Source organism: Streptomyces sp. NPDC001450, assembly GCF_053597295.1.
Map to the genome: position 1 here is coordinate 155489 of NZ_JBSFHY010000020.1, position 15047 is coordinate 170535.

Annotated in this window: 2 protein-coding genes; both read right to left on the reverse strand. The window is 71.7% G+C overall.

The genetic code is table 11. From position 1 onward, the window contains the following. Nucleotides 1-353 precede the first annotated feature (353 nt). A complete protein-coding gene (locus ACWC5O_RS23060; RefSeq protein WP_450587764.1) occupies nucleotides 354-10985 on the reverse strand; it encodes an amino acid adenylation domain-containing protein in 10632 nt (3543 codons plus the stop codon). A 15-nt stretch (nucleotides 10986-11000) separates the two neighbouring features. Then, complete coding sequence (locus ACWC5O_RS23065) at nucleotides 11001-14981, reverse strand: SDR family NAD(P)-dependent oxidoreductase (RefSeq protein WP_450781048.1); 3981 nt, start codon at nucleotides 14979-14981, stop codon at nucleotides 11001-11003. Nucleotides 14982-15047 lie beyond the last annotated feature (66 nt).

Consider the following 15047-nt stretch of genomic DNA (forward strand, 5'->3'; position numbering starts at 1 on the left):
ACTGCTCACTGACCCAGACTCCTTCTTCCAACGCCTGACCAATTCAGGCGGAATAGCTCCGTACCAAGGCGGGCGCCAGCCCGCCAGTGCTGTTGCGGGTACCAGGGAATGCGGAGATTCCTCGATCTGCCGTACGAGGCTTTCTCACTGACCAGAAATGCCGGCACGTCGGCCATCGCAGCTGGTCACGGAGGTGCGATGGTGCGCAGAAAAACCGAAGGTGATCATCACTCTAGCCCCACCGACGCTCTTCCGGCAATGCTTTTCGATCACGCCAATTCCCCGTTCTTCCCTATCGTCGAAGCAATTGTCCGGCCCGACAATCGCTCGGCATTTCCTGCGGTTTTCGCGGTTCAGTCGCGAGGAGTCAACTTGCAGCGGACCTGGCCTGTGGGGCGCAGAGTGATTCCCGTGTCGAGCGGGATGTCCAGGTCCACGGGAGTGAAGGAGTAGCGCTGAAGGAGCACCGCCAGGGTGAGGACGGCCTCCAGCGTCGCCAGGTGCTGGCCGATGCAGGCCCGCGGACCACCGCCGAAGGGGAACCAGGCGTACCGCGGCCGCTCCGCCTCTCGCTCCGGCAGGAACCGGTCGGGATCGAACCGATCCGGGTCTTCCCAGATGTCGGGGTGCCGGTGGACCACGCCGGAACTGATCACCACGTTGGCGCCCTTGGGGATGGTGTAGTCCCCGACCTGGGCGTTCTCGGTGGCGACCCGGCCTTGGGCGGGAGCCGCCGGGTAGAGCCTGAGGGTCTCCTTGATCACCCTGACCAGATAGGCCAGGTCGTCCATGTCCGCCGCGGCGGGCTCGCGGCCGGCGAGCACCGTGTCGACCTCGCGGTGGGCCCGTGCCAGTGCCTCGGGGTGGGTGGCCAGCAGGTGCAGGGCCATGCCCAGGGTGGTGGCGGTGCTCTCGTGGCCGGTGATGAGGAAGATCAGGACCTGGTCCCGGGTCTCCTTCGCGCCGATCGGTGCTCCGTCCTCCCCCTGTGCGCGAGCCAGCAGGCTGAGCATGTCGTGCCGGTCCGTGGGCGTCCTGGACTCCTCGGCCTGACGCGCCGCGACGATCGCGTCGCACACGTCGTACAGCTCCTGGTGCGCCTTGGCCGCGCGGAGGTTGCCCGGGGTGGGCACCTTCCGGGGCAGGTGGAACGGGCCGAAGGCCCGCTTGACCGCGTAGGCGTTGATGAGCGGGAAGTTGCGCTGCACCGTGCGGACCATCGTGTCGACGTCGCTCTTCGTCCCGAAGAGGATCCGGGTGATGGTGCGCAGCGTGTGCGCGGTCATCTCCTCGGCGACGTCGACGGTGGCGTCGGGCACCGTGCTCCACCGCTCGGCCAGCAGCTGCGCCTCCTGTGTGATCTCGCTGCCGTAGTTGTCCACCTGACGCGGAGTGAAGAGGGTCTGCAGGAGCCGGCGCTGGCGCAGGTACTCGTCACCCATGCTGGTGAGCAGGCCGTTGCCGAAGGACTGCCGGAGTTCGCCGAGGAACCGGTTCTCCTTGGTGAAGGTCTGCGCCGCGGATGCCAGCACCTGCTGCGCTCCGGACGCCGAGAACACGGCGTAGAACTCACCCCGCGCACCGGGCAGCCCCGCCGTGAACCGCACCACGTCACCATGGTCGCGCTGCGCCTTGAGATAGGTGCCCAGGGCGTCCCGCTGAAGGTCCATCAGGGATCCGAAGACAGGGTGCCCGGGCATGGTGGGGGGCGTCGGGGCCATGCGGGTGTATCTCCTCTTGCCGGTGGGTCGTGGGGGTTCGCCCTGTGCCGCGGTCGTGTCGTCGGCGATCGGTGTCCCGGCGGGTTGCTCCTCTGCCGGGCGCGGACTCGTCGGGGGACCGGAGGTCACGGGGCAGGCCGGAGCGTCGTCGGGTGCGGTCCGGCCGGTGGGGTGCCGACCCGGGCCGTCCGGGCGATCGCCGGTGTGCGCCTCGGCGGTCCGCAGTCGGGTCACTTCGGACTCCGGGGCCGCCGCGATCCGGTGCAGCAGCTGCTCGTAGGACCGCGCCATGTCCTCGGCCGTGCTCCTGGCGAACAGGTCGGTGCTGTACTCCAGGTTTCCCTCGAGCCCGGAGTCCGTCTCCCGCACCACCAGGTTCAGGTCGTACCTGGCCGTCCCGGCCTCTGTGGGCAGGGGGCTGATCTCCAGATCCGTGGCCCCGCCGCCGTCGCCGGCCTCGGTGGTCGGCGCCGGGAGCAGGTTGAACATCACCTGGAACAGCGGGGAGTGGGCCGGATCAGGCTCGGGGACGAGGGATCCGGCCAGTTCGGCGAAGGGCAGGTCCTGGTGCTGGTGTGCCTCGGTGGTGACGCGCCTGGCCTGCGCCAGGACGTCGGAGAAGGCACGGTCCGGGGCCGCGTCCAGCCGCAGGACCAGCAAGTTGACGAAGTAGCCGACGAGTTGCTCCAGGTCGGCGCCGGGCCGGTTCGTCACCGCTGTTCCGATGGCGAGGTCGTCGTCCTCGGCATGACCGCCCACCAGGACGGCGTACGCGGACAGCAGCAGCATGAAGAGGGTGACGTTCTGCTCCTGGCACACGCGCCTGAGCCGGCCGAGCAGTTCGAAGGGCACCTGGAGCTGCACCGAGGAGCCCTGGTGGCTCTTGACCGGGCCGCGCCGGTAGTCGGTGCGCAGCGACAGGCAGGCCGGCAGGCCGTCCAGCTGCCGCCGCCAGTACTCCTCCTGGCGGGAGAGTTCGGCGGTGTCGACGATGCGGTGCTGCCGGCGCGCGAAGTCCGCGTACTGAAGCGACAGCGTGGGCAGGTCCGGCTCGTCGCCCTGGCTCAACGCACGGTAGGTCTCCACCAGTTCCGCCAGCACGATGTTCACCGACCAGCCGTCGAACACGCCCCACGGCCGGGTGAGCACGGCGAGGTGCCTGGTGTCCGACAGGGCCAGCAGATGCGCCCGGATCATGTACGTGTCGTCCGCGGCGAAGGGCCGGGCCCGTTCGGCGCGCAGCCACTCCGTCGCGGCCTCCTCCGAGGCCGCCTCCAGCACGCTCACCTCGTAGCCGCCGCTGTCGTTGACGCGCTGCGTCACGGTGCCCTCGTGCCGGACGTAGCTGGTGCGCAGTACGGCATGGCGTTCCACCAGGGAGCGGACGGCGCGTGCGTAGGCGTCGCGGTCCAGCGCTCCCTCGACCCGGAAGGCCAGTTGCACGTTGTAGTGCGCGGTGCCCAGGTGCTCGGGCCGGTTGAGGAACCACAGGTCCCGCTGCTGCAGGGACAGGGGTGCCGCACCCGGCTCCCGGACGTCTGCGGCGGTGTCCGGCTCCTCGCTCCGCCGGCCTGCCGGCTCCTGCTCCAGGGCGTCGGCCAGTTCCCGGACGGTGGCGCCGCTGAAGATCAGCTGGAGCGGCAGCTCCGCGCCCGTCTCCTTCTTGACCTGGAGGATGAGCCGGGTGGCGAGCAGCGAGTGCCCGCCGAGGTCGAAGAAGTTGTCCTGAAGCCCGACGCGGGTCAGCCCCAGGACCTCGGCGATGATCCGGCACAGGGTCTGCTGCGCCCCGGTGGCCGGCGCGACGTAGGCCTCCTTGGCCACGTCGCCCTCGTCCGGGACGGGCAGCGCCCGCTTGTCGATCTTGCCGTTCGGCGTGACGGGCAGCTCCTCCATGAGCACGAACGCGCTGGGGATCATGTAGTGCGGAAGGCTCGCCGACAGATGTTCCTTGAGCATCCGGGCCGTCGACGGGCCCAGCCGGCCGATCTGGGGCATGTTCGTCAGGCGGGCGGCGCCGTAGCGGGCACGCGCCCGCACGCGGGGTGACTCGTGCCTGCTGAAGACCAGGTCCAGGCCGTCCAGCCGGTCCTGCGACCAGGTGGCCGACACCTGGTAGCCCAGGTGCCCGGCATGCCGCAGCACGGCTTCGAGGTCGCGGACGCTCTCCGCGGCCCACGGGGACGGCCGGGTGCCGTCCGGCAGCGGTTGCACCGTACGGGAGGGCGATCCTCGCCGCAGGTCCTCCCAGGCCCGTACCTCGTCCGTGACGCGCGGGTTGCTCAGGCCGCCGACGCCGAACCGGTCGGGGGTCCCCCCGTCCAGGAGCGAGCGCAGCGCGGCCGGGGTGGCGGCATCCAGCCACGGCAGGGCCTCGGCCGTCGCCGTCACCCCCTTCGTCAGGACCACGTCGTAGCGGTCGGCGGCGAGGATTCCGTCGCCCCCCGCTGCGTGCCGGAGCAGGAGGTCGACGGCGCCCAGCTCGGGGAACCGCTCGGTCAGTCCGGCGAAGTAGGTGGGGCTGACGAGCAGTTCGCTCTCCTGGCTGCGGGCACGCTCCACCTGCGCGGCCAGTTCCCCGGCCGTGACGGGGCCGTGCGTGCGGCTCCGTTCCGCCGCGCACGACAGGGCCGGGAACAGGTCCAGGTTCCGCACGTCGGCGAAGACGATGCTGCCGCCTTCCTCCAGGAGCGGAAGCAGCCTGCCGATGGCCTCGTCCAGGTAGTGCCGGTTCGGAAAGTACTGCACCACCGAGTCGAGCACGATCGTGTCGAACGTCTGCCCGGCCAGGTCGGACACGGCCAGGGCGTCGCCCTGGCTCAGCGTGACGTGCGACCAGCCGCGGCGTGCCACGCCCCGGCGGACGGCGTCGAGCGCCGCGGCCGAGAGGTCGAGGGCGTGCACCGAAGCGCACAGGTGCGCGTAGCGGAAGAGCAGGGTGCCGACGCCGCAGCCGATCTCCAGCAGGCGCTCGGGCCGCAGCTCCTCGATGCGGCGGACGGTGGCGTCGGCGTGTCCGCGCGCCCCGCTCCCCGCGATCGGTTCGCCGCCGCCTTCGCTGCGCCGGCCGGCCGGGTCCGGGGCGCCGGCGGCGTACTCGTCCTCGAAGTGCCGCTGCCACCGGTCGAGATCCTCGGTGTACTCCTTGCCGACGGTCTCCAGCCACTGCTGGTCCGGACTCACATAGGCGACCAGTGCGCGGGTGTCGCCGCCCGCCCGCGGGACGACGACGGCGCCGTGCACCGCGGGATGGGTGAGCAGCACATTCGCGATCTCTCCCGGCTCGACGCGGAAGCCCCGCACCTTCACCTGGTCATCGATGCGGCCGAGGTACTCGAGGACGCCGTCGGGCCGCCGCATGGCCAGGTCACCGGTGCGGTACATGCGCGCTCCGGGAGTGAACGGGTTGGCCACGAAGCGTTCGGCGGTCAGCTCGGGCCGGTTCAGATAGCCGTGGGCCAGGCCGTCGCCGGCGATGTACAACTCTCCGGCCACGCCCGGCGGCACGGGCCGCAGCGCCGGGTTCAGGACGTACACCTGGACGTTCGGCACGACGGTGCCGATCGGCACGCCCGTCGCGCCCGGTTCGGTGCGGTACTGCCAGGCGGTGACCGCTCCGGCCTCGGTGGGCCCGTACCCGTTGTACAGCTCGACGCCAGGCAGCGCACGCGTGAGGCGTTCCGCCAGCTCCACCGGCAGCGTCTCGCCCACGGCCTCCACGCGGCGCAGGCCGGTGCACCGGGCCGCGGCCGGCTCGGCGAGGAAGGCGGCCAGCATGGACGGCGCGAAGTAGACGTCCGTGACGTTCTGCTCGCTGATCAGCCGGGCGAGGTACGCGGGGTCCCGATGCCCGTCGGGCCGGGCGATCACCAGGCTCGCGCCGACCTGCAACGCCCAGAACAGCTCCGGCACCGACACGTCGAACCCCACGGACGTCTTCAGCAGGAGCCGGTGGCTGTCGCGCAGGCCGTACCGGCGCTGGTTCCACGAGAGCCAGTTCAGTCCGGCGCGGTGGGAGATCACCACGCCCTTGGGCCTGCCGGTGGACCCGGACGTGTAGAACACGTAGGCGGGGTGCTCGCGCGACACCGTGACACCCGGGTTGGACTCCGGGTGGCTGGAGGTGTCCGGCAGTTCCTCGAGGACCAGCAGGGGCTCGCTGTCCGCAAGCATCTGCTCGACGCGTTCGGCCGGCAGGTCCGGCTCGACGGGCAGGTACGCCGCTCCGGACTTCAGCACGCCGTACACCGCGGTGACCAGGTCGAACGAGCGCTCCATACGAACCGCGACCAGGCGCTCGGGACCCGCGCCCTGCTCGGTCAGCCAGTGCGCGAGCCGGTTGGCCCGGGCGTTCAGTTCCGCATAGGACAGCGTCTCGCCCTCGAAGACCAGCGCGGTCCGGTCGGGGCTGCGCTCCACCTGCGCCTCGAACGGCGCGAGGAGGGTCGTGGCGGTCACGTCGACCGCCGAGCCGTTCCACTCGGTCAGCAGGCGCCGCCGCTCGGCCGCGGGCAGGACCTCGACGTCCAGTGCCGCGGTGCCCTCACCTCCGTCCGTGGCCAGGGCGTCGACGATCCCCGACAACGCGGTCTCGACATAGTCCGCGACCGCCTCGCAGGCCACCGACTCGTCGACCTGGACGTCCAGTGAGAACTCGCTGCCGAAGTCGTCGAGCGACACCGTCACCGGGTAGTTGATCGCGTCCCCGGCCGTCAGGAAGCGGACTCCTCGGTCGTTGATGCCCGCCACCGAGACGTCACCGTGCCCCGGTTCGAAGTGCCGGACGTTGACCACCGCACTGAACAGCGGCGCGTCACCGTCGAGGTCGCTGCACCGCTGCGCCAGGCTCAGCGGGCTCTGCTCGTGGGCGATCAGATCCTTCAGCGCGGTGTCGACGTCGGTGATCAGCTCCCGGACGGTCCGGCCGGCCAGTCGTGTCCGCATGGGAAGCGTGTTGATGAAGTTGCCGAGCATCCGCTCGACCCCGGGCACGCCCTGCAGCCGACCGGACATCACGGCGCCGAACACGACGTCGTCGCGTCCGCTGCACGCGGCCACCACCAAGGCCCAGGCCGCATGGAAGAGACAGGCCGGGCTCAGGTGCAGACGCTGCGCCTGAGCGCGCAGGTCACGGGAGAGGCCGGGGGCCAGGGAGCGGCGGTGCTGCAGTACCCGGCGGCCGTCGCCGCGCACATCGGTGAGCCCGAACGGCGTCGTCGGCTCGGTGACATCGCCGAGGACGCCACGGAAATAGGCCTCCGCCTCGTCCGGGTCCCGCTGGTCCAGGACGTGGGCGACGAAGTCGCGGTAGGGCGCCGGGGGCGGCAGCAGTTCCGCGCGGCCCGCCATGTGGGCCCCCAGCTCCTCGAGCGTCAGCCGCAACGAGGTGGCGTCCTCGATGAGGTGATGGGCGTTCAGCAGGAGGTAGCGCCGCTCGGAGTTCGGGTCCTCGGCGATGACCAGCCGCAGCAGCGGAGCCCGGTCGAGTGCCATCCGCCCGAATCGCTCCAGCAGGGCCCGCGCCTGCTGCTCGGGGTCCCCGTCGGGGTCGAGGCGGGTCCGCTCCACTGCCGGGGCGGCGGTGCGGTACACGACCTGCACCGGCTCGGACAGACCGTCGGTGACCACGGCGGTGCGCATGGCGTCGTGCCGGTCGACCACCGCCTGGAGGGCTTCGGTGAACCTGGTGCTGGCCGCCTCGTCGTCGGCGACGTAGAGGGTCGAGACGAGGTACGGGTCGTTGTCCGGGTCCATCAGGTGATGGAAGAGGATGCCCTCCTGGGTCGAGGCCAGGGGGTAGATGTCCTGGACATTCGGCGCGCCTCGGGGAACGGTGGCCACGATCGAGTCGATCTGCTCCTGGCTCAGGTCGACCAGGGGGAGCATGTCCGGGGTGATCCGCTCACAGCCGGGCGGGATCAGGTTGGGCGGGACGGTGAAGTCCGTGCCGTCCTCGGTCCGGTCGATCACGGCCGCGAGCCCGGACAGGGTCGAGGCGCTGAACACGTCGCGTACGGTGGCCCGCAGGCCGTGGGCCTTCAGCCTGGCCACCAGCACGGTGATGAGCAGGGAGTGGCCACCGAGCGCGAAGAAGTTGTCGTCGGTGCTGATCCGCTCCTCGTCGAAGCCCAGCAGCTCGGCCCACAGGGCCGCCAGGAACCGCTCGGTCCCGGTGCTCGGGGCCGTGTAGGCGCGCTGGGCGAAGTCCTCCATGCCGGGCGCCGGCAGGGCCTTGCGGTCGAGTTTGCCGTGGGCCGTGACGGGCAGTGCGTCCACCACCACGAAGGCGCTGGGCACCATGTACTCCGGCAGGCTTCGTTCGAGGTGCCCGGCCAGTACGGCACGGTGGTCGGCGAGTTCCGGCTCGCCGTCCAGGACCGTGTAGGCGACGAGCCGGGGGTTGCCCGGCTGGTCCTCACGGACGACGACCGCGCACGCGCGCACCGAGGAATGCCCGGCCAGCCGGTGCTCGATCTCGCCCAGTTCGATCCGGAATCCGCGCACCTTGACCTGGTCGTCGGCGCGTCCGAGGTATTCCAGGGTCCCGTCCGCCAGCCAGCGCGCCAGGTCACCGGTGCGGTACATGCGTGCGCCCGGGGCATCGTCGAAGGGGTTCGGCACGAACCGCTCACGCGTCAGTTCCGGCTGGTGCAGATAGCCTCGGGCCAGGCCGGCGCCGGCGATGTACAGCTCGCCGACGCACCCGATGCCCTGCGGCTCCAGGGCGTCGTTCAGCACGTAGAGCCGGATGTTCTGGATCGGCCTGCCGATCGGGACGGTGCGTGGCAGCGGGTCGGCGGGACAGGTCCAGTGGCTGACGTCCACGGCCGCCTCGGTGGGGCCGTAGAGGTTGTGCAGGGGTGCCAAGTGGCGCGCGTAGTGACGTTCGCACAGCTCCGGGGGCAGGGCCTCGCCGCTGCAGAACACCTGGCGTACGGTCGTGCACTGCGACCAGCCGGGCTCCGCCACCATCGAGCGGAGCATGGAGGGCACGAAGTGCAGGGTGGTCACCCCGAACTGCTGGATGGCCTCGACCAGGTAGCCCGGGTCCTTGTGGCCCCCCGGTTCGGCGACGGCCAGCCGGGCGCCGAAGAGGAGCGGCCAGAAGAACTCCCACACCGAGACGTCGAAACTGAAGGGGGTCTTCTGGAGGACCACGTCGTCCGCGGTGAGGCCGTACTCGTTCTGCATCCACTCGATGCGGTTGACCGCCGCCCGGTGCTCGATCATGACGCCCTTGGGGCGGCCGGTGGAGCCGGAGGTGTGGATGACGTAGGCCAGGTGCTCCGGGCCGAGCCCCAGCTCGGCCACCGGGATGTCGGTCTCCGCGTACGCGGGTGCCTGTCCGTCCCGGTCCAGGATCCGGCCGTCGCGGTGCAGAGTCAGCACCTCGACGGTGCCGCCGAGCGGCTCGGCGTCCAGGTGCGGCTGGGTGAGCACCACGCGGGTGCCGGAGTTCTCGACCAGCTCCGCGATCCGGGCCGCCGGGTAGGACGGGTCGATGGGCATGTAGGAGCCCCCGGCCTTGAGGATGCCGAAGATGCCGGCCACCATCTCCGCGGAGCGCTCCAGGCACAGACCGACCTGGGTGTCCGGTCCCACCCCGCGGCGACGCAGGGCGTGGCCGATGCGGTTGGCCCAGGCGTTCAGCTGCGTGTAGGTCCAGGAGCGGTCGCCTTCCAGCAGGGCGGTGCGGTCCGGGTGACGCTGCACCGCCTCCTCGAACAGCTGGTGCAGGCACCGGTCGTCCGAGAAGGGTCGGCCGGTGTCGTTCCATTCCTTCAGGACCTGGTGCCGTTCGGCCGCGCCGAGCATGCCGAGCCGGGACGTGCGCGCCGTGGGGTCGGCCGCGATGGCGGCCAGCAGTTCGGTGTAGTGGCCGACGAAGCGCCGAATGGTCTCCCGGTCGTACAGGTCGGTGTTGTATTCGACGGTTCCGACCAGGCCGTCCGGCGTCTCGCGGAGGTCCAGGGTGAGATCGAACTTGGTGAAGTCGACGTCGACCTCGATCGCGGACACCTCGAGCCCGCCCGGCCGGTACTCCTGCCCGGTCTCGGCTTCCTGAAGCACGAACATGGTCTGGAAGACCGGCGAGTGGCTGAGGCTGCGCTCCAACTGGAGGGCGTCCACCACGGCCTCGAAGGGCACGTCCTGGTGGTCGTAGGCCTCCAGCGCGGTCTTCTTCATCTGGGCCAGCAGCTCGGTGAAGGCCGGATCGCCCGACAGGTCGGCACACATCACCAGGGTGTTGGCGAAGAAGCCGATGAGCCCCTCCACCTCGATGCGGTTGCGGTTCGCCACCACCGTGCCGACGGCGATGTCGCTCTGGTGGGTGTGGCGGTGCAGCACCACGGAGTAGGCCGCCAGCAGCGTCATGTACAGGGTGGCGTCATGCCGCGCGGCGACCTCCCGCAGCCTGTCCAGCAGGTCGGCCGGGCAGCGGAACCGCTCGCGCGCCCCCTGGTACGTCTTGACCGCCGGGCGCTCCCGGTCGACGGGCAGCGTGAGTCTCGGATCGATCCCCGCGAGCCGCTTCTTCCAGTACTCCACCTGGCGCGTCTGCACCTCGTCGACCAGCCACTGACGCTGCCAGTGCGCGTAGTCCGCGTACTGGACCGGCAGCGGTTCCAGCGGCGAGGGCAGACCTGCGCGGAACGCCTCGTAGAGGGCGGCCAGGTCACGGATGAAGACGCCGACCGACCAGCCGTCGGAGACCCCGTGGTGCATCGTCACCAGCAGCACGTGTTCATCCTCGGCCTGCCGCAACAGGCGGACCCGGATCATCGGGTCGCGTTCCAGGTCGAAGGGGGCGGCCGCCTCTTCGGCGCAGATCAGCGCCACGTCCGCCGGGTTCGCCGGCTCCTCTTCGCGGACGGTGAAGTCCCGCCCGTCGCCGATGTGCAGGTACGGAACGCCGTCACGGTCCACGAAGCGGGTACGCAGCGACTCGTGCCGCTGCACCAGCGCGTCCAGCGCGCGCAGCAGCGCGGGGCGGTCCAAGGGGCCGCGCAGGCGCATCGCCACCGGGATGTTGTAGGCCGGGCTGCTGCCGTCCAGCTGGGCCAGGAACCACAACCGCTGCTGGGTGAAGGAGAGTTGTACCGGCTCGTCGGCGGACCTGTTCAGGATCGGGATGGTGTCGAGTGCGGAGAGGTCGACGCCCTGCTGTTGGAGCAGCGCGATCAGGGCGCGCTGCCGCTTGGCGGGAAGGGAGCGGATCTTCCGGATCAGCTCAAGACCGCGGTCCTGACTGGTGGCGCTCATCGTCGTCCCCTCTGCCTAGTTCTCGATGTCCAGGGCGGCCAGCTCCTCGTCACTCATGCGCTCGATGAGGTCGATGCTCTCCAAGATCCTGTCCACTTCCAGCGCGCTCGCCTGCAGGGCCCCCGGTACGCGGCGCTCCAGCTCGGCCGCCATGTCGGCGAGTCGGGGAGCGTCGAAGACGGCCTGGACGGGCAGCTCCACGCCGACCCGCTGCTTGACCAGGTTGATCAGGCGGTTGGCCATCAGTGAGTTGCCGCCGAGCGAGAAGAAGTTGGTCGTCACCTCGATCTGGGCGGCCTCGATCTGGAGCAGTTCCGACCAGAGGGAGATCATGGTCAGCTCCGTGTCGGTGAGCTTGCCGTCCCCGGGCCGGTCGGCGGCCGCGTGCCGGGCGGCGCCGACGGCCGCGTCGGCCGGCGGCTCCGCCTCGACCGGGCCGGCGGGCTTGCGGCCGACCCAGTAGCTGCCCGCCTCGAAGGCGGTCGCCGGGAGCGGCAGCAGGCGGCGCCGCCCGTGGTGCAGGTTGCTCCACGGCACCCTGGTTCCGTGCACCCACAGCTCGGCGAGGCTCGCCAGGTCGCCGTCCGCGACGAGGCCGGCGAGGAATGCCTCGCCCCGGGCACCGACGAGCACCGTGCCCAGCGGGCCGGCGTCCTCCTCGGCGTTGCCGCGATGGACCGGTGTGGCCGGGGCCGGGGGTTGGCCGGTCCCGGAGCCGTCCGCCAGGTGGTGCGCGAGGGCGTGCTTCAGCTCCTGCGTGGAACCGGCCACCACGGCGAGCCGTTCGGGCAACGCCTCACGGCCCAGCTGCGAGGTGTACGCGAGGTCCGCCAGGTCGGCCGAGCCGTCGCGGTCCAGGAAGTCGTGCAGCCGCCTCGCAGCCGTCCGCAGCCGCTCGGAGTTCCTGGCGGAGAGCACCACCAGCTGCGGCCCGGTCCCCCGCTCGGGCTCGGGGGCGGCGGCCTCGGGCTGCGGCGGCGCCTCGATCACGAGGCTGACATGGCTGCCGCCGGCCGCCACCGAGTTGATCAGCGCCCGGCGCGGCACCGGCCGGCCGTCCTCGTCCGCGGTGCCCCGGGGCTCCCAGGCGGTGAGCCGGTCACAGAGCGTCAGCGCGGTGCCGTCCAGGTCCAGGTTGGGGTTGGGAGAGCCGGTCCCGACCAGCGGCACCAGTTCCCCGTGCCGCAGCTGCAGCACCACCTTGGTGAGCTGGGCGATGCCGGAGGCGGCCTCGGGGTGACCGAGGTTCGACTTCACGGTGCCGAGCGCCACCGGCTCGGCCACGCCGCGGAACACCTCGCGCAGTGCCCGGACCTCGACCTCGTCGGAGAAGGCCGTTCCATTGGCCGCGGCCTCGACGTACCCGATGGACCCCGTCCCGGCGCCCGCTCGCTCCAGCGCCCGGCGCATGACGCTGACCTGGGTCCGGTGGCTCGGCGTCATGAAGCCGTTGGAGCGGCCGCCGTGCATCGAGGCCGTGCTCTTGATGACGGCGTGGATCGTGTCGCCGTCGCGGAGCGCCGCGTCCAGCGGCTTGAGCAGCACGGCGCCGACGGCTTCCGCGGGCAGGTAGCCGTCGCCGTCGCGGAAGCTGCGGCTGCCCGGGTGGCTGCCGAGCAGCTGCATCTCGGAGAGCGCCAGGTACTTGTCCGGATGGACCGTCAGGTTCACGCCTCCGGCGATGGCCAGCTCGCTCTCGCCACGCAGCAGGTCGGCGCAGGCGAGGTGGATGGCCATGGTCGAGGAAGTGCACATGCTGTCCACGGCCAGGCTGGGTCCCTCGAGGCCGAAGAAGTGCGAGACCCGGTTGGCGATCAGGTTGTACGAGGCCGCCGAAGTGAGTGCCGCGAGCGTGGGGTCGGACTCGTCCGCCCGGTACATCTGGTACGCCGTTCCGACGTACACGCCCACGCGCCGCCCGTAGCGCCGCTCGATGACCTCCTGGGTCACGCCGCTCTGCTCCAGCAGGTGCCACACGGTCTCCAGGAACAGCCGCTGCTGCGGGTCCATCGCCGCGGCCTCGCGGGGCGAGATGCCGAAGTGCAGCGGGTCGAACCGGTCGACTCCGTCGAGGAACGCGCCCCATCGGCCGCGGCCGGAGCGCTCGGCGTCCCAGCGGTCGGCCGGGACCTCGGTGACGGCGTCCTTGCCGGCCCGGAGGTTGGCCCAGAACGTGTCCAGGTCCTCGGCCTGCGGGTAGCGGCCGCCGATGCCGATGATCGCGATCTCCCGGCCGTGCCCGGGCGTGTCCGGACCGGCGCCGCGGTCGCGGACGGCCGCGGGCTCGCGCGGCCCGGCCTGGTCCCCGGAGTCAGCACGGTGCCGTGCGGGCGCGGGCTCCTGGGTTCGGGGGGTTGCCGGGACGGGGGTCGCGGGCGGGCGGGGCCGCGCCGGCTGCGGTACGACGGGTTCACCGAGCAGCGCGCGCAGGGCCTGCGGGTGCTCGGCCGCGAAGTACCGCGCCAGCCCGCGGACCGTCTGCACCTCGAAGAGCAGCGTCCGTGACAGCGAGCCGAAGTCCTGTTCGAGCCGGCCGATGAGGTTCACCGCCAGGACGGAGTCCATGCCGTACCGCTCCAGCGGCGTGTCGGGGTCCAGGCGCTCGGGGCCGAGCTTGAGGGCCGCCGCCAGCCGGGGCCGCAGATGTGCCACCGCCCGGTCCTCCAGGGCGCGGGCCGAGCCGTCCGTCGCTTCCGCCGGCTCGGCGGGGGTCGCGTCGTGGACCGGCCGGGGGGCGGGCTCCGTCCGGCCGTCCGCCGGCTCCTCGGCGCGGCCGGTCAGACGGGGCAGCAGGGCGCTGCGCCGGCCCATGACGACGAGCAGCCTCCCGTCGTCCGGGCCGCTCTCCTGCGGGGCCAGGGCACACCGTAGTGCCGTCAGCCCACGGGCGGTGTCCAAAGGTGCCAGGCCCGCGCTGCGCAGATGCTCCCGCACGGTGTGGTCCGCTGCTCCCATGCCGCCCTCGTCCCAGAGCGGCCATCCGACGGACACGGTCCGGCCGCTGCCCAGCCCGGCGTCGACCAGGCGGTTGCGGTAGGCCGCGTAGGCGTCCATGAACGCGTTGGCGGCGGCGTAGTCCGCCTGCCCCGGGTTGCCGAAGGCCCCGCTGAGCGAGGAGAAGCACAGGAACACCTCCAGCGGCAGTTCCCGGCTCGCCTCGTCGAGATGGACCAGCCCGGCGACCTTGGGTGCGAGGACGCGCTCCAGCTCCTCGGTGCTCTTACGCAGGACGAAGTTGTCCTCGATCACTCCGGCCGCGTGCAGGATTCCCGTCAACTGCCCATGGTTGTCGGCCACATGGGACAGCACGCGCGCCACCGCGGCCCGATCGGCGACATCGGCGCGCTGGTAGTCCACGGTCAGCCCTGCGGAGCGCAGGGCGTTCAGCGCGCCGCGCCGCTCCTCGCTCAGCGGCGAGCGGCCGGTGAGCACCACGGTGGCTCGGTGGACCGACGCGGCGATCTCCCGCGCCACGATCAGTCCGAGACCGCCGGCGCCTCCGGTGATGAGGTAGACCCCACCCTCCTTCCAGGGCGCGGCCGCGGCCCGGGCGGAGGTGGCCTCCGCCGGCCGGCCGACATACCGGTGGCCACCGCGGTGGCGCACCTCGGGCTCGGGTTCGGGCACCGCCTCGGACACCAGGCGGGCGGCGAGGGTGGCCGCTGACACCCCGTCGAGGCACTCCACGAACTGGGTGTGCAGGAACGGGTTCTCCAGGTGGGCCGTCTTCAGCAGGGCGGCCAGTCCGCCGAAACAGGCGAGACGCTCGCGCCCGTCGGGCGCGTCGGCGGTGCCGGCCAGCGCGACCTGGAGGAGCACCGGCTGTCGTACACCGCGCTCGAGGATCCCACGCACCACGGCGAACAGCTGCCGGACCGCCTCGGTGTACTGGCGGTCCAGTGAACCGTCCACGGGTTCCAGGAACCGGCAGGTGGCGTCGGCGGGCAGCGCGGTCCGCAGGGCGTCGCGCTCACCGGCCGGGAGCTCGCCGAGCACCACGACGTGGTGCCCGCCCGGACACGACGACGGTCTCCTCGTCGGCCTCGTCGACGGTGACGCCGG

Coding starts and splice junctions, on each gene's coding strand:
- ACWC5O_RS23060 (WP_450587764.1), bottom strand. CDS start 10,985: ATGAGCGCCACCAGTCAGGACCGCGGTCTTGAGCTGATCCGGAAGATC.